Origin of the sequence: Acinetobacter sp. YH12142 (assembly GCF_013418435.1) — a bacterium.
Lineage (GTDB): Bacteria > Pseudomonadota > Gammaproteobacteria > Pseudomonadales > Moraxellaceae > Acinetobacter > Acinetobacter amyesii.
On sequence record NZ_VPCB01000007.1, the window covers coordinates 1 to 20,637 of the forward strand.

Annotated in this window: 17 protein-coding genes and 3 pseudogenes; 7 read left to right on the top strand and 13 right to left on the bottom strand. The window is 42.8% G+C overall.

Annotated features, from left to right (window positions below; all coding sequences use genetic code 11):
* The 3 genes and pseudogenes from FTU77_RS06825 to FTU77_RS06835 all read left to right on the top strand — a co-directional run.
* Positions 1-89, top strand: a pseudogene (locus FTU77_RS06825) (IS5/IS1182 family transposase); the annotation flags it as partial.
* Positions 90-199: 110 nt separating this feature from the next.
* Positions 200-1,144: pseudogene (locus tag FTU77_RS06830) on the top strand (metal-dependent hydrolase).
* A 219-nt stretch (positions 1,145-1,363) separates the two neighbouring features.
* Entirely contained in the window at positions 1,364-1,789 is a 426-nt protein-coding gene (locus FTU77_RS06835; RefSeq protein ID WP_180055392.1) for a VOC family protein, read from the top strand.
* On the opposite strand, the gene FTU77_RS06840 is transcribed toward FTU77_RS06835, so the two are convergent.
* Entirely contained in the window at positions 1,786-3,045 is a 1,260-nt protein-coding gene (locus FTU77_RS06840; RefSeq protein WP_180026060.1) for a dicarboxylate/amino acid:cation symporter, read from the bottom strand. The genes FTU77_RS06835 and FTU77_RS06840 overlap by 4 nt on opposite strands.
* A 248-nt stretch (positions 3,046-3,293) precedes the next feature.
* Positions 3,294-4,166 (bottom strand): acyl-CoA thioesterase II, encoded by an 873-nt coding sequence (locus tag FTU77_RS06845; RefSeq protein ID WP_180055393.1) that lies wholly within the window; start codon positions 4,164-4,166, stop codon positions 3,294-3,296.
* Between the two features lie 287 nt (positions 4,167-4,453).
* On the opposite strand from FTU77_RS06845, the gene plsB reads away from it, so the two are divergent.
* Positions 4,454-7,027, top strand: coding sequence for a glycerol-3-phosphate 1-O-acyltransferase PlsB (plsB, locus tag FTU77_RS06850; RefSeq protein WP_180010517.1), 2,574 nt, complete (start codon positions 4,454-4,456; stop codon positions 7,025-7,027).
* Between the two features lie 87 nt (positions 7,028-7,114).
* On the opposite strand, the pseudogene FTU77_RS06855 reads toward plsB, so the two are convergent.
* A pseudogene (locus FTU77_RS06855) lies at positions 7,115-7,712 on the bottom strand (methyltransferase domain-containing protein).
* Between the two features lie 151 nt (positions 7,713-7,863).
* Positions 7,864-8,643, bottom strand: coding sequence for an NAD-dependent epimerase/dehydratase family protein (locus FTU77_RS06860; protein ID WP_180055394.1), 780 nt, complete (start codon positions 8,641-8,643; stop codon positions 7,864-7,866).
* Between the two features lie 59 nt (positions 8,644-8,702).
* On the opposite strand from FTU77_RS06860, the gene recG reads away from it, so the two are divergent.
* Positions 8,703-10,748 carry an ATP-dependent DNA helicase RecG gene (gene recG / locus FTU77_RS06865; RefSeq protein WP_180055395.1) on the top strand — a complete coding sequence of 682 codons (2,046 nt, stop codon included), beginning with the start codon at positions 8,703-8,705 and terminating at the stop codon, positions 10,746-10,748.
* 142 nt (positions 10,749-10,890) lie between these two features.
* A complete protein-coding gene (locus FTU77_RS06870) occupies positions 10,891-11,523 on the top strand; it encodes a ComF family protein (protein WP_180055396.1) in 633 nt (210 codons plus the stop codon).
* 45 nt (positions 11,524-11,568) lie between these two features.
* On the opposite strand, the gene FTU77_RS06875 is transcribed toward FTU77_RS06870, so the two are convergent.
* Positions 11,569-11,976, bottom strand: a complete 408-nt coding sequence (locus tag FTU77_RS06875) for an NUDIX domain-containing protein (protein WP_180055397.1) — start codon at positions 11,974-11,976, stop codon at positions 11,569-11,571.
* Positions 11,976-12,581, bottom strand: a complete 606-nt coding sequence (locus FTU77_RS06880; protein WP_180055398.1) for a TIGR00730 family Rossman fold protein — start codon at positions 12,579-12,581, stop codon at positions 11,976-11,978. Before FTU77_RS06880 ends, FTU77_RS06875 begins: the two co-directional genes overlap by 1 nt.
* A 155-nt stretch (positions 12,582-12,736) precedes the next feature.
* Between FTU77_RS06880 and FTU77_RS06885 the strand changes: the two genes are divergently transcribed.
* The gene (locus FTU77_RS06885) at positions 12,737-13,750 is read left to right on the top strand and encodes a CorA family divalent cation transporter (protein ID WP_078189297.1); all 1,014 of its coding nucleotides are present in this window, start codon (positions 12,737-12,739) and stop codon (positions 13,748-13,750) included.
* Positions 13,751-13,828: 78 nt separating this feature from the next.
* On the opposite strand, the gene FTU77_RS06890 is transcribed toward FTU77_RS06885, so the two are convergent.
* The 7 genes from FTU77_RS06890 to FTU77_RS06920 form a co-directional block, all read right to left on the bottom strand.
* The gene (locus FTU77_RS06890; protein ID WP_218947264.1) at positions 13,829-14,089 is read right to left on the bottom strand and encodes a lipid asymmetry maintenance protein MlaB; all 261 of its coding nucleotides are present in this window, start codon (positions 14,087-14,089) and stop codon (positions 13,829-13,831) included.
* Positions 14,090-14,128: 39 nt separating this feature from the next.
* Positions 14,129-14,764 (bottom strand): phospholipid-binding protein MlaC, encoded by a 636-nt coding sequence (locus FTU77_RS06895; RefSeq protein WP_078189299.1) that lies wholly within the window; start codon positions 14,762-14,764, stop codon positions 14,129-14,131.
* A 17-nt stretch (positions 14,765-14,781) separates the two neighbouring features.
* Positions 14,782-15,462 (bottom strand): outer membrane lipid asymmetry maintenance protein MlaD, encoded by a 681-nt coding sequence (locus tag FTU77_RS06900; RefSeq protein ID WP_168379104.1) that lies wholly within the window; start codon positions 15,460-15,462, stop codon positions 14,782-14,784.
* On the bottom strand, positions 15,462-16,241 hold the full coding sequence (gene mlaE / locus FTU77_RS06905; RefSeq protein ID WP_078189301.1) for a lipid asymmetry maintenance ABC transporter permease subunit MlaE: 780 nt from the start codon (positions 16,239-16,241) through the stop codon (positions 15,462-15,464). The genes FTU77_RS06900 and mlaE overlap by 1 nt, the downstream gene beginning before the upstream one ends.
* Positions 16,238-17,056: an ABC transporter ATP-binding protein gene (locus FTU77_RS06910; RefSeq protein ID WP_218947263.1), complete on the bottom strand. Its 819-nt coding sequence runs from the start codon at positions 17,054-17,056 to the stop codon at positions 16,238-16,240. The genes mlaE and FTU77_RS06910 overlap by 4 nt, the downstream gene beginning before the upstream one ends.
* A gap of 407 nt (positions 17,057-17,463) precedes the next feature.
* Complete coding sequence (locus FTU77_RS06915) at positions 17,464-19,275, bottom strand: DEAD/DEAH box helicase (RefSeq protein ID WP_180055400.1); 1,812 nt, start codon at positions 19,273-19,275, stop codon at positions 17,464-17,466.
* 457 nt (positions 19,276-19,732) lie between these two features.
* Complete coding sequence (locus FTU77_RS06920; protein WP_078189303.1) at positions 19,733-20,563, bottom strand: inositol monophosphatase family protein; 831 nt, start codon at positions 20,561-20,563, stop codon at positions 19,733-19,735.
* Positions 20,564-20,637: the final 74 nt, after the last annotated feature.

Here is a 20,637-nt window from a genome sequence, read left to right on the forward strand (position 1 = left end):
GAGGAATTGCCACAAGATACGATAAGCTAAAACGTAACTATCAAAGCGCTGTTGCTTTAGCTTGTATATTTATATGGTTGCCTCTTTAGCTCAATTTATCGGCTGTAAATGTCAACACACCCTAATCACAATGCAGGATTTTTTTTGGATACTGAATACATCAGATGTGTACTCGATCACATAAAAACAAGGATAGGTCATGAAATTACTCTCCCGCTTGAGAAACACAAAACTTGGATCATCAATCGAATATAAAATTAAGCCACGTAAAGTGAAATTTGAGTGGCAAGATACTCAAGTTGACTGGGTACCCAACCAAGCTTTTGTCAGCTATTTTATTAATGAAATTAATATGATCTTACCGGCAGGTGAGTTTTGGTTTTGCCGTCTGTATAACAAAGTATTGCCACAAATTAGAGATGAAAAACTAGCAGAGGACGTTAAAGCATTTATCCGCCAAGAAGCCATGCATGCTCAGGCGCATAACTCTGCCAATAAAGAATATCTATCTCAGCGCAATATCAGTATTCAACGCAACCTTGAAATCATGGACTTTCTCTTTGGCAAACTGCTTGCGGACCAACCTTTAGGGCTCAACGTACCCAAAGCCTTGGATCATTAATGGGATCTCTTTCGTTTAGGGGTGATTGCAACAGTTGAGCACATGACCTGTGTACTAGGCAAATATGCTTTATACAACAAAGAGTGGGAACGACTAGGTGCTGATCCGAATATGCTCGATCTAGTAAAATGGCATGGTGCAGAGGAAATAGAACATCGTACCGTGGCTTTTGATTTGTATCGTCATCTCGGTGGGGGCTATATTTCTCGCTATTATCAAAGTGTGATCGTAATTGCAGCCGTACTTGGTCTATGGGTCGATGGTGCAGCACATATCATGCAGCAAGACTCGCGCTATGCATCGATTAAACCTGCCGTATATAAACAGTGGATTTGGCGTGAATGGGCGCGTATCGCGCAAAAAGACAATCGCTTATTGCCACATCCGCTTTGGTTGGTGTCGCAGCAATTGGGGTATTTAATGCCTTGGTACGATCCTGTACATGAAGCAAAAACTGAAGATGCGATTGCCTATCTCGACAACTCTCCTGCTGCAAAACGTGCCGCACTGAAAGTTGCTTAAACACCATTTAAAATCTGTATTAAGCAGGGTTCGCCCTGCTTTTTTTGTGCTCACATCCATTACGCTCCATTTTTTATTGAGCAATCAACAAACTCAAGATGGATAGGCTCATAAGTTCGAGGTTTAAAGTACAGTTATTCCGAGTTCCCTATTCTCTTTAAAATGTATTTATACTCAGTCTCATCCTAAAATAAAAATACATCGTTCAGGAGCATCTCCATGCACGCTCACATCTCCGTCATTACACTGGCCGTGAAAGATTTACACGCTGCATTCGCGTTTTATCAGGAGGGTCTAGGTCTAAATAGCGCTGGGATTATTGGGACTGAATTTGAACATGGCGCTGTGGCATTTTTTGATTTACAACACGGTTTAAAGCTTGCACTCTGGCCGCAAGATAGCCTTAGTCATGACACTGGAATCAGTACATCTGCGTTTTGTCCAACTCAAATGTCTCTCGGACATAACGTCAACAGTACCGCAGCCGTCGATCAAATTATGCAACAAGCCCAACGCGCTGGTGCAAAACCAATTAAGCCCGCACAGCCCACGTTTTACGGTGGTTATGCAGGCTATTTTCAAGACTTAGATGGGCATCTGTGGGAGATCGTCTACAACCCACATTTTAGTGCTTTATCTATTTAATTCGACAACGCTGGTTCATCTACATCTCGCGTATGACGATCCACCACCACACTAATCATCATATCGCCCTGTACGTTCACCACAGTCCGTACCGTATCCAATAGACGATCGATCGGCAGCAATATCGCAATGGCTTCTGCAGGAAGCCCAACCGATTGTAAAACCATAATCATCGTCACCATTCCAGCACTTGGAATGCCCGGTGCGCCGAGTGACGCAATCATGGCGGTTGCACAGACAATTAACTGCTGACCCAAGGTTAAATCTAAGCCCATCAAGTTAGCAATAAATAACGCAGCAGCAGCTTCATACAACGCTGTACCATCCATATTTAACTGTGTGCCCAATGGAATCACAAAACCTGCTGTTTGAGGACGTACGCCTAAATTTTCCTGCGCACATTTCATCGACAGTGGCATCGTTGCTGAACTTGAACTGGTTGCAAAAGCAGTGATTAAGGCAGCTCGTGTTCCTCTAAAAAATGTCAGTGGGCTCATTTTCCCAAAAATCCATAGCAGCAGAGGTAACACCACTGCCCCATGGAAAATCGTCGTCCCTGTGACCACCGCAGCAAACTCGGCGAGGCGACTCAACACCGAAATATCTTCTGTAGCAATCAATTTAGCCAATAATGCGAAAATACCAATCGGTGCAAGCTTCATCACCCAGCCAATGATCATCATCATGATGTCAAAAAATTGCTGACTGAGCTTTCTCACGCTTCGGAACTTTTCACCGCCTTTGACCAAGGCCACACCGAGAAATAGTGAAAACACCACGACAGCGAGTACATTGCCATCACTAAAGGCTTTAAACGGATTGATCAGTGTATTTTGAATAAAATTGGTAAAGAATGAACCTGCTGTGAGGGTGTCAGGACTCTGATGCTGTTGCATTACATCTTGGAACATGACGATGTCCACGCCCTGCCCGACTTTAAAAATATGCGCGCATGCTAGACCCAAGATCAGTGCCAAAGTTGTGGTAGTGACACAGCACGCTAAGGTAATTTTCCACGTTCGACTCAGCTGACCACCCGCTTGTAAATTCGATACCCCCACCACAATCGAACTAAAGATCAGGGGAACCAAGATCATTTTCAGCAAACCAATAAAAATACTACTGGCAATCCCCAAGCCATACAGGCTGGCGGATAAAAACTGCGTCTCTGGAAACTGAATTAATAAAAACCCAAATGCCACACCCAATATTGCGGCAATTAAAATCTGCGTATTTAAGCTCATTGTGCCTTGCATTTATCATCCTTTATTCAGGCACTATGCCATGCGACCCATTGGGAATCGAGGAATTTTTTGTCACATGTACTGCTGCATTTCTGCAAAGCATGAATTCAGCTCCATTCAACTTGTACAGTACCCCTAACTAGATAACTCGATTCCGTGAGTAGTTGCATAACCCCAAATTGACGGAGATAAAAAACCGAATCAGAAGATCGGTTTTTTCAGTATTCACCATGTACGACTTAACACATAGTGCTTAAAGCTTATTGGGTTTCAATTTCGCGTAAACGGATCAAGCCTTCTTGTGTCGTACTACAGACCAACTCACCGTTTTGCCACATACGACCGAAATTTAGACCACGTGAACTAGCACTGACCGTGGCATCCATGTCATAAAGCATCCATTCATCCACACGGAATGGCTTATGGAAATACATGGCATGGTCAATACTCGCACACTGCAAACTTGGTGATAAATAACTTAAACCATGTGGACGTAGTGCAGTCGTCATCAGCGTAAAGTCTGAATAGAATGCCGCAATAGCCTGATGTAAAGAGATGTCATCAACGTCAGCAGCAATTTTGTCATGGGTACGAATATAGTGTGCATACGATGGCGCAGCAGGCTGCGGTTGGTACGGGTTTTGCGGATCAATCGGGCGAATTTCCACATGACGGTCGCGCATAAAAGATGCACGGACGTTTTCAGGGACAAATTCCACCATCATTCGTTTCAGCTCAGCTTCAGATTTTAAATCTTCCACGGCTGGATATTCTGGCCCTGCAACTTGATAGTTCAACCCGTCTTCTTGCTCTGCAAATGACACCATACACATAAAAATCGTTTTACCATGTTGAATCGCACGCACCTGACGACTCACAAAACTGCGTCCATCGCGAATACGATCCACTTCATAAATGATCGGTGCATTGATATCACCGCCGAATAAGAAATAGGCATGTAAGGAATGAGCTGGTCGATCTGTCGTATAAGATGCCGCACGGAGCGCCTGACCTAAAACCTGTCCACCAAAGACACGTTTCCCGACCAAATTTCGGCTTTGCCCACGAAAAATATTTTCTTCTAATTTTTCAAGGCTGAGTAAATCAACCAACTCTTGTGTTAAGGCATTCATAACAAACCTATCTATCATTCGGGATTAAGCTAACGCAGGCAACATCAACAGATGTTTAAATATATTTTCCATTTTGCCATAAATCCAGACTAAAACCCTAAAGATTCGCTGACTGATCTGTCACCTTGCTGATGCAATATAACTGCTAAAAATACGTTTTTTAACGATAAAATCTTACAATATCTATGCAATTTGTCAGAAAATGACATACAGTTTTTAAGTACAATTACGCAGAATAGATTCCCCTCAGAATCTCTGTGGTTTGGTCATGAAAAGTAGGAGTTTGTATGTCCAAGAGCGGCTTTGGTCAGATGTATCGAAAGCTTTCGAGTAAACTGCTTGACCTTGTGGTAACACCGCATGTTTTAGGTGAAGTCCCTGTAGAACCTGTAGTGACTGAAACCGATACAGATACCGGCGTACAGACAACGAAAATTACCTGCTACGTTCTGCAAAATCATTCACGGAGTAATGCTTTAATTGTCGATGGTGAAACCCGTCGTTTAAAGCTACACCCTGCACTCGACCCAATGACTGTGGGTACGCAAACAGAAAAAGCCTCTGTGGTGTTTTTACAACATCATGATGAAGACAACTTACTCAATCCACCGCCACATGCCTTTCCACCTCGTTTATTACGTTTAATTGAGGTTTTGGAAAAAAATCCTGATGCGGATGTTGAGCTCGTTCCTGTAACCGTGCTGTGGGGCCGTGAACCCGATAAAGAAGACTCTTGGTTTAAATTATTATTTACCGATACATGGTCTACACCAAGCAAAGTGAAGCAGTTGGTGAATATTGGTTTGCACGGTCGTCAATCGTACCTCGAATTCCATGAGCCACAGTCTTTGCGTCGTTTGGTTGAATATGCCAAAACTACACATCCAAACTTGTCACCTGCGACTTATATTGTCAGCACACTGAATGATTATTTAGATGCGCAGCGTGAAGTGGTTTTGGGTCCGGATTTATCCGACCGTCGTAATGTGATGCACGGACTGATCAAATCTACGGATGTGCAAGATGCGATTCGTCGTGAAAGCATTCGCAGTAAAATCAGTATGGTTGAAGCTGAACGTCGTGCGATTGGTTATTTAAATGAAATCGTTTCTGACTATTCTGCATCAACAGTACGTTTTGCTGACTTAGCCCTGACTCGTCTGTGGACACAGCTTTATGATGGCGTCGAAGTGCATAACTTCAGTACCGTTCGTGAACTAGCCAAAGACTACGAGATCATTTACACCCCATGTCATCGTAGCCATATCGACTATTTATTATTGTCATATGTGATCTATAAACGTGGCTTAATGGTGCCGTACATTGCTGCGGGCGATAACTTAAACATGCCATTTGTCGGGCAAATTTTACGTGGCGGCGGTGCGTTCTTTATTCGTCGTTCATTCCGTGGCAATGGTCTCTACACCACCGTATTTAAAGAATACCTCTACAGTATTTTGGCGCGTAATACACCGCTTGAATACTTCATCGAAGGTGGGCGTTCACGTACTGGTCGTTTATTACCACCGAAGACCGGCATGCTCGCCATGACTGTCCATGGTCATTTACGTAATCCAGCCAAACCAATCGTGTTCTTACCGACCTATATTGGTTATGAGCGTTTAATGGAAGGTGCGACCTACGTTGGCGAAATGAATGGTAAGCCGAAAGAAGGCGAATCGATCATTGGGATTATGAAAACTCTGCGTAAGATCGAACGTATTTTCGGTAAAGTGCATTTGAACTTTGGTGAGCCGGTTTTCCTTGATGATATGTTGAAACAGCATAATGCAAGCAACATCAAAATCGAGAAAAATGACGATCCAATTCCACCAGAGGTTTCGGATGCCATTAACAGCTCTGCACACGTGATTTTAGAAAATATTAACCGTGCAGCAGTGGTGAACCCAGTTTCATTGCTTTCACTGATTTTATTGGCTACATCTAAACATACTTTAGATGAAGAGATTTGCATTAAGCAGTTAGATACCTATCGCGATCTTTTAACTGCCTTACCTTACGATGAGCGCATGCAAGTAACACCGCTGTCAGGTAAAGAAATCATTGCTTATGGTTTAAAACTCAAGCTGATTAAACGTGTTCATCATGTCCTTGGCGATATTATTGCCATTGCTGATAATCAAGCTGTGCTGTTAACCTACTTCCGTAACAACATCCTGCACGCATTTATTTTGCCATCACTCATTGCCGCTTTGGTTGAACATAATGGTTCTATTCGCCGTGGTGATTTAATTAATGTCATTCGTACACTGTATCCGTTCTTAAAAGCTGAGTTATTCCTTAAATGGAATGATGAAGAACTTAAAGATCAGATCTGTGCGTATGCTGAAGTACTGATCAAAGCCAAGCTAATTTCTGAAGATGCAGAAGGCAACCTGATCTCCCCTGCGCCTAACTCAGAGCAGCACAATCAGTTAGTGGTCTTGGCTGCACCTGTGATGCAAAGTCTAGAGCGTTACTACATGACTTTGGCTTTAATCACACAACGTGGTTCAGGCAACATCTCAACCCGTCAGGTTGAAGAACTCAGCCACTTGGTTGGTCAACGTCTGTCTGTGTTGTATGAATTTAACTCGCCAGAGTTCTTTGATAAGGCCTTGTTCCAAAGCTTTATTAAAGTCTTAACGCAACAAGGTTATATCAGTACCAATGAAAACAACGCCATTGTGTTTGATGAAAATTTCCAAAATGTTGCGCAATATGCCAACCTCGTTTTGGATGATGTGACACTCCAAATGTTGCAACACATTACAACCTTTAGTGATGAAGAGTTAAAAGAAGCTCTGGATAAAGTTGCTGCGGAACAAGCCAAAAAGCGCCTGAAACGTAAGAAGAAATAAACAGTTCTGATTTTTTCGCCATAAAAGCGGAAGAAGATGAGCAAAATCAGGGACAAGTTGTAAAGAGCTTGTCTCTTTTTTTTTGGACTATACAAAAGTATTTAATATTTTCTTTTTTAAAATTAAGGTATGTACATTCCAAAATTTTGGAGTTCCATTGGCTAGCGGTTTATTGCCTTTAAATTCATCGATATAAATAATATCAAAGTCCGCATCAAACAATTGTTTAAGCTCTTCCTGTTCAAAACCTATAAATTTTTCAGAAAAATTATTTACCCAATCATCATCTTTCCCTAACAGTTGTATGAGTAAGATGCCTTGCTCACTTAAGGATTCCTGCATTTTCTTTAAAAACACTTTCAAGCGAATCCGTAGAACAAAAAAATAAACTGAATAAAGCAATAATTAAACTAGCTTTAGGAAAGCTATAGTCTTCAAAGGCCTGATTAGAAAATAAAAAATTCTTATTGTCTTTAAATTTACTTAGACAGATATTTTTAGCGTCAACAGACGGATCAAATGCATATACTTTAAAATGATGACGGAGTAGAAATGATGATTCATTTCCTGCACCACAACCACAATCAATCGCGATCTTTGGTAAATTCTCAAAATAACTCAAAGCTTTTTCCAAAATCGGTCTATGGGGTAAATTCTGAGTAAGTTCAGCAAATGATTTTGTCATTATTTAAATTTTATCCTTTGAGATCCATTCGAAAATTTAAACAATACATGTTGTAAAAGACCTATTTCATTCATTTATAGAATTTCTTTTAATACTCACCAAGCTACACTGAATTTTATACGTCACACCAATTTTACGCTACACATCACAATCAATCGTGCGCTAACTTAAAACCACTCTCCATCATCCGCATTGCATAAATTTTTTTACCTGTTTCTACTTCACTCTCTAAAACCAATTCGGGTAAATGCATAGCTCTTTGCAATTCCAAGATTCGCTCATGCAAAGGTTGAGGTTGGTTATTAGTACAAATATATGATTTTTCATGATGTTCCACGTGAAGTAGATGACACAGAAATTTTGCCAAATCATCGATATGTATTCGATTTGACCAATGGATATTGGGATAGTGATGAGTCGTTTCTGCCAGTTTCTGCATTCGTGTTGTCGATGTGCCATAAATCCCAGAGGGACGTACGATCACGCATTCGTTAGGAAATGCTTGTGTGTAGCGATGCTCCATTTCCAGTAACAACATGCCCTGCTCATCGATCGGATGTGGCACAGTGTCATCATCAATCCGCTCCCCCGCATGTTCACCATAGACACGAGTGGAAGACACCACGATTAAACGTTGTATTGGATGATGTGCTAATGCTTGAACAATCGGCTGTACAGAATCGACATAAGTGTGTCGGTAAGCATCCACAGCATTGAGTTGAGCATGACGTGCAGGAGCCAAAAGAACATAGACTACATCAATCGGTTGAACCTGCGACAAATCCAGTTGGTGAACATCTTGGATTAAATGTTCTGCAAAATCATCCTCTTTCGCACTACGACTCACTGTGGTAATTTGGTGACCTTGCTGAAATAATTGTTTAGCAACACGTTGCGATGTTTTACCATAACCGATAAATAGAATATGCATCAAACGACCTATTCTCAGAACTGATCCATTTAGATCATATAAACCGAAGTTGAGGGGACATGGCTGCCGTCCATCAATTGCAAGGGGTTGGCAATGCCGCCGCTGCTTTACTTGAAAAACTAAATATTTTCACGACAGATGATCTTTTGTTTCATCTGCCACGCGACTATGAAGATCGTAGCACGATCATCCCCATGAACCAATTAACCGTGGGCCGCAGTTATTTACTAGAAGGCACGGTCAAAAATATCGACTTCCCACCCGGTAAGCGTAAATCGATGGCCGCCCTTTTGGATGACGATTGTGGCAAAGTCACTTTACGTTTTTACCATATCTACAAAGGCATTACTGATCGGGTAAAACCGGGAAATCGTTTACGGATTTTTGGTGAAGTCCGTGTTGGTGCTCGTGGCTTAGAAATGTATCATCCTGAACTACAGGTGATCACTGAACACACGCCATTACCACAAACCCAACTCACTGCGATTTACCCTGCAACCGAAGGCTTAACACAGCCCAAACTACGTGAATACGTCAAACAAGCACTACAGATATATAGTGATGACTTACCTGAACTATTGCCAGAAAAATTCACCAATGGCTATGCACTAAAACAGGCTTTGGACTATATTCATCATCCCCCTGTCGATGCCAATATGTTGCAACTCAGCCAAGGTTCTCATCCTGCACAGCAACGTTTAATTTTCGAAGAATTGGTTGCCCATCAGGTCAGTTTGCTCAGCCGCCGTGCTTATATTCAACAAATCGAAGCACCGTCTTTCTCTGCAAGTAAGAACTTCACCAAACAACTTTTAAGTACACTACCGTTTGAAATGACCGGCGCACAAAAACGCGTATCCAAAGAAATTGCGGTCGATCTGAAAAAGAACAAACCTATGCTGCGACTCGTACAAGGTGATGTGGGTGCAGGTAAAACCTTAGTTGCAGGTGTGGCAGCCTGTCATGCGCTCGAGGAAGGTTGGCAAGTGGCCATGATGGCGCCGACAGAAATTTTGGCCGAACAACATTATCTAAATTTCAAAAAATGGTTTGAGCCTATGGGACTGACCGTGTCTTGGCTTTCAGGCAAACAAAAAGGCAAAGCTCGAGCTGCGGCAGAACAAAGCATTCAAGATGGTTCAGCCCATTTAGTGGTCGGCACACATGCTTTATTTCAAGACAATGTTCAATTTGCCAAATTGGGTTTAGTGATTATTGATGAGCAACACCGTTTTGGTGTCGATCAGCGTTTGGCACTTCGGAACAAAGGTCTCAATGGCATGACACCACATCAACTGGTGATGACGGCAACCCCTATTCCTCGTACCTTGGCCATGTCGGCTTATGGCGACTTAGACACCTCCGTCATTGATGAACTGCCACCCGGTCGTACACCAATTCAAACGGTCACCATTCCACTTGACCGTCGTGAAGAAGTGCTACAGCGGATTGCCAGCAATTGTGCTGAAGGCAAACAAGCCTATTGGGTCTGCACCCTAGTAGAACAATCCGAAACCTTAGATGCTCAGGCCGCTGAAGCGACTTTTAATGAAATTAAAGAACGCTTTCCAGACCTCAATATTGGTCTGGTTCATGGCAAAATGAAGGCCGATGAAAAGCAAGCAGTGATGCAGCAATTTAAAAATAATGAATTGCAATTACTGATTGCAACCACCGTCATTGAAGTCGGTGTTGACGTCCCGAATGCCTCGATCATGGTGATTGAAAATGCAGAACGCCTAGGGCTTTCACAACTACATCAGCTACGTGGTCGTGTAGGGCGTGGTGCCAAAGCCAGTTTCTGTGCCTTGCTGTATAAAAATCCCTTGTCGCAAAATGGGCAAGAGCGTTTACGCATTATGCGCGAGACCAATGACGGCTTTATTATTGCTGAAAAAGATTTGGAAATTCGCGGCCCCGGTGAACTCCTCGGCACTAAACAAACGGGCGATATGGGCTTTCGTGTAGCAAAATTAGAGCGAGATGACCATTTACTCAATCAGGCTCACTATGTGGCTCAACAAGTCCTGAATGACTATCCTGCACAGGCTCGAGCGCTTTTAAAACGATGGCTGCCTGAAGCTCCTCGGTACGCCTATGTATAAAATTAGGATGATGGATTGATTATCCTAAAAATACAGATTGGCTTGAACCAATAAGCTTGTCGAACAGGTTGCTGTGGTGTTGTGATTGCACTTCACCACGAACTGTGCAAAATACTCAAAAAAGAATGATTAGAATAAAAACATGCTCCAATCTATCCAACACTTCATCCAAAAAGGAATACAGAGCGTTTCCCCTTGCCTGCTCTGCGGTATCGATCGACAACAACATCATTCGCTTTGTACCGACTGCTGGGCACAATTGCCTTGGTTTAAACAAGCGGTTGATCGCCATGAACACAGCATCTCTTGTGCCTTTCTCTATGATTTCCCAATAGATCGCATCATTCAAAGCTATAAGTATGAGCAACAATTGCACTATCAAAATTTACTGGCACAGAGCCTTTTAAGCTTGCGCTTAGCTAGGGTTCAAGCCATCGTCCCCATGCCTATTTCAGTAGAACGCCTCAAAGACCGTGGGTATAACCAAATGCTACTCATTGCACAGATGATGGCAAAACAATTGCGGATCCCTGTTTGGCAACCAGTGATTCGTCAAGCACAGCACGCTCAAAAAGGTTTAAGTCGGCTAGAACGCCTAGAAAATATCGAACAGCAATTTATTATCGACCCAACCGAAAAACGCCGTTTCCGTAAAGTCCTCATCATCGATGATGTGGTGACCACGGGGAGTTCAATCCATGCATTAAGTACGCTGTTACATCAGCTACATTGCACGCAGGTATATGCCGCATGCATTGCTGCGGCACAGCCTTAGTTTCAAACATCAACCACTATAAAGAAACTGAGCAAGCTAAGCGGTTTAGCTTACAGCAAGAGATTGTGCCTGCTGCTTCACCCAAGGAATCACCACCTCACGTGTTAACGGTGCGAGTTTTGTTTGTGTATCATCCAAGCTGACCCATTGCATTGCTGCAATTTCTGCATCAATTTTCGGTTCACCTTGCAACTGGACCAGATAGACATAACTCACCAGTAGATGATCGGCTTCGTTCGCAGCGGCCGTTTCAAAACGACCAATGAATTGTTCAATCTGCGCAGCGCAGCCAATTTCTTCCTGAATTTCACGTAGCATGGTGATTTCAGGGGCTTCATTGGGTTCTAACTTGCCACCCACTTGCATAAAGAATGCCGTGTGTTTTTTACGAACCACTAAAAGTTCATGCTGTTCATTTAGAATAATGGCTGCGGCAACAGTGATAGTTTTCATCAATCTTGTTCCAAATCGGTGATAAAGGCTGTACGTTCAACCATGCCCCATTTCGGCTCTGGCGCAGTGAAATGTTGAAACTTTTCAACAATCGTTTCAATATTATCTTCTGTAATTAAGCCTTCGATAAAACGCGGATGGGTAAAGCCTTTTTCTGCAGTTGTTTTTAGAAAATTCAATAAATCGTCATAAAAACCATCTACATTGAGAAAGGCACATGGCTTTAAATGAATGCCCAATTGAGCCCACGTCCACTGCTCAAAAATTTCCTCTAAAGTCCCTGCTCCACCTGGAATCGCCACAAAACCATCCGAGAGTTCAGACATTTTGGTTTTCCGTTGTTGCATATTTTCTACCACATGCAATTCGGTTAAATCTGGATGTGCCAATTCTTTATCGACCAAGACTTTTGGAATCACCCCAATGACTTGCCCGCCTGCACGCAAAGCACTATCTGCCACAACCCCCATCAAACCTGAACGACCACCACCATAGACCAGTGTGATACCTTGTGCCGCCAAATGACGACCGACTTTTTCAGCCACCTGTAAATAGGCAGGATTGTTACCAAGGGCGGAACCACAGAAAATTGCGATAGATTTCATTTATAATCACCATCAGATCAGGAACGCTATGCTGGAAAAATCAACTTTAAACAGATTTTTTCATAAAATAAGCATTAGAACAGTGTTTTTCAGCAAATCCTTGTCTAAAATACACCCATTCATTTTTAACTTACTGCGCAAGGGGAAAAGACAACATGCTTGAAGCCTTTTACGCCACAGAGCGCGGTAGCCTGGAAGATGTCACCATCAATGGTGACTTCGATTTACATCAGGATTTAGTCTGGCTCGATCTCATTGCCCCGTCTCAGGAAGAGCAGCAATGGATTATGGATGCCTATGATCAAAATTTACCTACATTAAAATCATTAGAAGATATTTCGTCGAGTGCACGATTCTACCGTGATGACGACGGTATTTTGCACATCAGCACCTATTTTTTAACGAAAAATAAAAATTTTCAGGTCGATGGCGAACCCGAAGAAAATGCCAGCACCTTAGCTACCGTACAAACGGTTGCCTTTATTTTGCATAAAGAGCGCTTATTCACTTTACGGGGTGAAAAGCTGGTGGCTTTCCGTGCCTTTCGTGCCCGCGCGCGTCGCAATGATTATGAAATTGACTATAAAGATCCAACTTGGATTTTATTGGGTCTTTTAGAAGCCAAACTCGATGAGCTTGCGGATATCTTGGAAGATATCCACAAGGACTTAGAAAAGTATTCCACAGAAGTGCTGAATAACCGTCATCGTGAGATGATTTTAGACTTAGATGACATGATTACCCGACTTGCGCATTTAGAAGATATGCTCGGGAAAGCTCAGCTCTGTCTGATCGACTTACGTCGTGTTCTCACCTTCCTGTCACGTCCTCGCGCATTGGGCAGTCATATTTATGATGCCGACATCCGAGAGCTCAGTGAAGACGTACGCTCTCTTGTTGAGCATGATGCCTTCTTGTTCCAAAAGGTTCGATTCTTACTGGATACCACCTCAGGGTTCATTAACACCGAACAGAATGATACGATTCGTCGATTCTCGATTTTACCAAGTATGCTTGCGCCACCGATGTTAGTGGCTAGCGTCTATGGGATGAACACCGATGTACTGCCCTTCGCACATGGTACAACCAGTTTTATCGTGGTCAGCTTAATCATCGTGGCATTCTTTATTGGCCCATTGATGTACTTCCGCTGGAAGAAATGGATTTAATCCGTTCCTATTGCGTAGACTTGTGAGAACTTCTTATCGCACTGCAATAAAAAAAGCACCTTACGGTGCTTTTTTTATTTAGATCAACTGCAAGTCATGCTCAAGATGACAGGCTTGAATAATCTTCATCATTTTTTCAGGGACTGCTTTAAACTGCAAACCTTGCGCTTTTGGCGTTTGACGTAACCAACGGACCAAAACAGCTAAAGCCAAAGTACTGCCATGCCCAAGCTCAGCAAGATTGACCACCAAGGGAAAAGCTTGCTGTTGTTGAATCAACTTCAAGCCGTCTTGATAATACAATTCGGCATTGTTGTAATCGATTTTGCCTGAAACCATCAATTCTTGTTGATGAAGTTTAATCACACATCACCTATCTTATTTTTTCTTGTCCAATGCTGCATCAGCATCAGGTTTGAAGTTCGCAATTGCTTTATCAATGTTACCGCCATTACGTTTTACAGTTGCCGCAAACTGATTACGGAATTGTAAGCCTAGGTCGATACCCGAAACGTTGATATTACGGATTTTCCATTGTGAACCTTTATCCGCCAACTGGAAAGAAACTGGAATTTTTTCACCGTTGTTATGGAAATCAATCGTTACAACAGGGTTCTTACTGTTCGACGCTTTATATGGACGCATGCTATACGTTTGGTTACTAAACTTGGCAAAAGCTGAACCATAATTTTCGATCAGCGTTGCACGGAAGTTACGTTCAAACTGTGCACGTTGAGCCGCTGAGCTATATTGATTAGTGGCATACGTACCCATCACGATACGTGTGAACGCTTGTGAATCGATATACGGGTCTAAGTTTTGACGAACAATCGTTTTCACAGCCGCAGGGTTATTTTGTAGTTTTGCGTGGTCTGCTTTTAAACGTGTAATGAGGCCATCAGCCACTTTTTTTACAAATGCAGGTGGTGCTTCGCTTGGAGCAGCAAAAGCTGTACCTGCCATCATAGTTGATAAGATACTTGCTGTAAGCGTATGTTTTAACAATGTGTTCACTTAATTTCTCCTAAAAATTATTCAACAAATGCAGGTTCTTCTGCCGTTGTTGTGTCAGCAGCTTCTGTTTTTTGTTCAGTATCTGCTGTGCTGTCAGATTTGTTCCCTGCACCACCGGTCACAAATTTAGACACCAAATCTTCGATTTCCATCGTACCTTGGGTATTACCAATTTGGTCACCACGTTTTAAGAAGTTGACACCACCACCCGGTACAATTTTCAAATATTTCTCACCCAATAAACCATTGGTTGCCACCATAATGTAAGCATCTTCATCGATATTGGTGATGGATTTCATGTTAGCAATCAGTTGCTGTTCCATTTCTTTTTGTTTCGCAGGTGTTGCTGCTTCATAATCTGATGTGTAACGCAGTTCTTCGAGTGCATTCTTTTGCACTTCTTTTAATTGTTCTGCGTTATAAGAGGTTAATGAGCCATCCATAATCAGATGTGCTGTCACTAAGCGCGTCACAGGATCGAGTTTCAACGACTCCACTTGACCGACTTTGACACCGCTTAAGGTGACTTTGGCACGGGGTTTAATCCCGTTTACATTTTCAAATGTCGCGGTCAATTCATAACTGTCTTCGATGTTATTGCCGACCAAACCACTCACACGCATCGCCAAGAAGAAAATAGCGATAGCAAAAAGAATGACAAAAAAACCGACGGCCAGTTCACTCGTACGTGATTTCATTAAATACCTCCGAACATGACCGCAGTCAACACGAAATCTGATCCTAAAACACACAACGAAGAATACACGACAGTACGTGTGGTCGACGTTGCAATACCTTCTGAAGTTGGGACACAGGCATAGCCCTGATAGACCGCAATCCAAGTACAAATTAATGCAAAAACAAAACTTTTGATGATGGTGCCATTAAAGACGTCTTTAAAGAATTGCACACTGTTCTCAATGCCACTCCAATAAGAGCCTTCATCTGCACCTAGAAAATCAACACCCACCAATTTACCGCCCATGATGCCGACCGCAGCGAAAATCACCGACAACATTGGCAAGCTAAAAATACCGGCCCAAAGTCGTGGCGAGATCACACGTTTTAATGGATCGACCCCGATCATTTCCATACTCGACAACTGCTCAGTGGCTTTCATCAAACCAATTTCAGCCGTCAAAGCAGAACCTGCACGACCAGCAAAGAGTAAAGCCGCAACCACAGGTGCAAGTTCACGCAATAAAGTCAGCGCAACTGCGGTGCCGAGCATCGCTTCACTACCAAAGGTCGACAGAATGCTATACATCTGCAAACCCAGTACCGAGCCAATAAATAAGCCAGATACCACAATAATTAGTAATGAAAGCACACCAACACGGTACATCTGATAAATAAACAATTTCACGCCAAGTAAAGTCGGCATGGAAAAAAGAATCTGCAGCAACATAATGGTTGCTACGCCGATTCCTCGAACACGTTCAATGACGCGTCTACCTAATGCGGCAATAGCATTCATGAACGAACCTCATGATTTAAATAGGGCTGATGACTGAATTGATAATCGACCGGACCTTCTACCGAACCCGTCAAGAACTGCTTCACAAAAGGCGAAGCATGTGCTTTTAACTGCTCAGGTGTTCCCTCGCCCTGCACTTTCCCTTCAGCCACCACATAGATGTAATCTGCAATTGATAATGTTTCAGCCACATCATGCGAAACAATAATCGTGGTTAGATCTAAAGCTTCACGTAGCGAACGAATCAAGCGGGTTAAAACCCCCATCACAATCGGGTCTTGCCCTGCAAAGGGTTCGTCATACATGATCAGCTCAGGATCGAGTGCAATTGCACGGGCCAAAGCCACACGACGATTCATACCACCTGAAAGTTCAGAGGGCATCATTTTTTCTGCACCACGTAAACCAACAGACTCTAATTTCAACGCAACAATTTCAGCGATCAAATGCTCTGGCAACTTGGTATGCGCACGAATTGGAAAGGCTACGTTTTCATATACCGACATATCGGTAAATAATGCGCCGCTCTGAAACAGCATCCCCATACGCGCACGCGCAGCGAAGAGTTCCTGACGTGACATCTGTGCAATGTCCTGCCCATCAAGCAACACTTCTCCATTATCGGGAGTCAATTGACCACCAATTAAACGGAGTAAAGTCGTTTTACCTGTACCAGATGGACCCATAATTGCAGTGATCTGACCACGACGAATTTTTAAACTGACATTGTCATAAATGACGCGCTCTCCTCGCTTAAAACTCAGGTTTTTCACTTCGATCAGTGCCTGAGTCTGAGAAGACGTTTGATTATTCATAGCTGAGGATTTTCCTGCATTTTTTTCAGCATGCATACTATAAAGGATTGAAGTTTAAAATGTTACCATTGCATGAGCGCATATCCCTGCATTCCATCAGGTAAATTGTTTTTTATTATTAATGCGATTTTATAGAGGCTGCTTTCAACCCAATAGAAGAATTTAGTTAAAATAATTGTATATATAGTAAACGATATTACACAATAAGAGTGTCAAACCGATATAAGGCATAAGTACCTCGATCATCACTGTACGCATATTTGCCAACGCGTTTCCGTTCATATTAATTATCATTAAACACATAAAGTTTGATCAAGTATACATTTTTCTGATTAAAAAGCTAATTTAAATCCATAAAAAAAACCGGTCTTTCCACCGGTTTTTTCGATATTTCTTTCGAAATTCAATTAGTCATTGAATTTACGACGTGGACGGTCTTCACCGAAAGTGCGTTCGCCACGTGGTTTATCATCACCGAAACGTTTTGGACGGTCATCGCCGAAACGTTTTGGACGATCTTCACCAAATGAACGTTGAGGACGGTCACCGTTGAATTCACGACGTGGACGATCTTCACCAAATGAACGTTTTGGACGATCGCCATAACCTTCACGAGCTGGTTTGTAATCTACACGGTTACCACGGTTGTCATCGTTAGAACGACGGTCAAAACCACCTTCACGACGTGGACGATCGCTGTTAAATTCGCGACGTGGACGATCTTCAAAACCGCCTTCACGACGTGGACGATCGTTGTTAAATTCGCGACGTGGACGATCTTCGAAACCGCCTTCACGACGTGGACGATCGTTGTTAAATTCGCGACGTGGACGATCTTCGAAACCGCCTTCACGACGTGGACGATCGTTGTTGTATTCGCGACGTGGACGATCTTCGCCACCGAATGAACGACGTTCGCCATCACGGTTGCCTTCACGACGTTTGAAGTTTGACTCACCTTCAAAACGACGACCGCCACCGAAACCACCACGACCACCGCGACCGCCATCACGACGACCACGACCGCCATCACGGCTACCACGTGCAGGAGGTGGAGATGGCTCAAGACCTTCAATTTCAGATACATTTAAACGTGCATCTAAGAAGTCTTCTAAAGCACGGATTTTACCGCGTTCACGGTAAGTCGCTAAAGTAATCGCGCTACCAGTACGGCCCGCACGACCTGTACGACCAATACGGTGTACATAGTCTTCGTTCTTCATTGGAAGACCGAAGTTAATTACGTGAGAAATAGTTGGTACGTCTAGACCACGTGCAGCAACGTCAGTCGCAACTAAGATTTTTGCACGACCTTCACGAATGCTACGTAAACGACGGTTACGTACAGTTTGTGGCATTGCACCGTGAAGAGCGACAACTGAGTGACCTGCTTCTGCAAGTTCTTCAGCCAACATATCTGTATCTTCTTGAGTAGATGCGAATACAACTGCTTGATCTACAGACTCATCAGATAACCAGTGAGTCAAAAGTTTTTTCTTGTGTTCGAAACCGTCAGTCCAGTGAAGTGTCTGAGTAATGTCAGTATTTGTAGAGTGACCAGTTTCAATCGCAATACGCTGTGGATCATTCATCATGCGTTCTGCAAGTGTAATGATACGCGGCGCAAATGTTGCAGAGAACATTAATGTTTGTTTACGGTTAGCAGCCAAGTCGCTGATCGCTTCTAGGTCTTCAGAGAAACCTAAGTCAAGCATACGGTCAGCTTCGTCAACGATTAACGCATCAACGTTGTCTAATTTAATTTGACGACGGTTCACCAAGTCAAGTAAACGACCTGGAGTCGCTACGACAACTTGTGCACCTTTAAGCTGTTGGATTTGTTTACCGAAAGGCATACCACCCATGATTGCAGCAATACGAACACCTTTCATGTGACGTACTAAAGCAATTGCGTCTTGGCTAACCTGTTGAGCCAATTCACGTGTAGGGCAAAGTACAAGAATAGACGGTGCAGTTACCGCTTTCATGCGCTCTTTAAAAGACATCAATGTGTCTTGACCAGCCAAAGCATTCACAGTTGGGAGTAAGAATGCAGCAGTTTTACCAGAACCAGTTTGGCTTGATACAAGAAGGTCTTTACCTTCTAATGCAGCTGGAATTGATTGTTCTTGCACTGGAGTCGGAGTAGTAAAACCTAGACCTTGTAATGCTAGTTGTAACGACTCATGTAAAGGAAAATCAGCAAAAGTTTTGCTCATAGAGTATTTCACCCCAAAAATGGGTGCTCCATTAAAAATATAAATTCAGATGGACATCGGCAAAAAGCGGCACAGCAAAAGACGCTGAAAATATAGAATCAGCGGCGATCCGAGAACGACGATGCGTATAACGCACACATGATTACAGCCGCAACCTGAAGGAATCGCTTAGCGATTGGGTGGGGCGCGAAATATCGTCCTCTCTTTGGACCGGAACGCGCATACACAATGATAGAAGAGAATGTTCAGGTAATGAACGAAATTTAGTGCGTGCGGGGATTATAGCAGAAAGTTTTTAAATGTCACCTGTTTTAGTCAACTTCAGAATATTTTTTGTAAGAAGCTTTAAATTATAGGTGTTTAAGCCATTATTTTTGACCGATTAGACAAAAATAAAGCCCTCATAAAGAGGGCTTTATTTCATTATTCTGTCAATAAACTCGAACTAAGCGTTCTATTATTTAGCAGCTTCACCCCAAGCTGGAACAACAGCTTGCATAAGCGGTTTAAGCATTTTCATAGAACATGCAAGTACTTGACCATTGTCCATTGAGTCGTTACCACCACGAGCATCAACCACAGTACCACCCGCTTCTTTCACAATAAGTTCACCCGCAGCGATGTCCCAAGGTTTCAAACCAAGTTCGAAATAACCATCGAAACGACCGGCAGCAACATATGCTAGATCAAGAGCAGCAGAACCTGAACGACGGTATTGAGCACCGGCTTCAGTCACATTTAACAATGAGTTGAAATGGTTTTTCGCATAAGAAACCACTTCGCCATTACGAATTTTACGATACGCATGACCCACTGAAAGGAAAGTGTTTTCTAAGCTGTCTTTTACATTTACACGAATACGACGTTGATTCATCATCGCACCGCGACCACGGCTTGCAGAGAACAACTCATCTTTCACAGGGTCATAAATAACACCGTGTTGAGTTACACCTTTATGTTGAACTGCAATAGAGATACAGAAATGTGGAACACCATTAACGAAGTTTAATGTGCCATCAAGTGGGTCGATGATCCAACACCAATCAGCGTCGTGACCTTTGCCTTCTTGAAGACCAAACTCTTCGCCTAGGAAACTGTGATTTTTATAGCTTTTACGTAGGGTATCGATAGTCAATTGTTCCAAATAACGGTCTACACGCGTTACTGGACCATCAATTCCTTTTTCTTCGACTTGTAGATCGAGTTTATGACGATTTTGATGCGCTTTTAAAAGCTCTTGACCAACTAATTGAGCCGCACGCGCAGCCATAACCACCATAGGTTCCATTGAACACCCACTACAAATTTGAAGATACTGATAAAGAATAATGCATAAAAGCCCTTATATCTTATCAAATATAA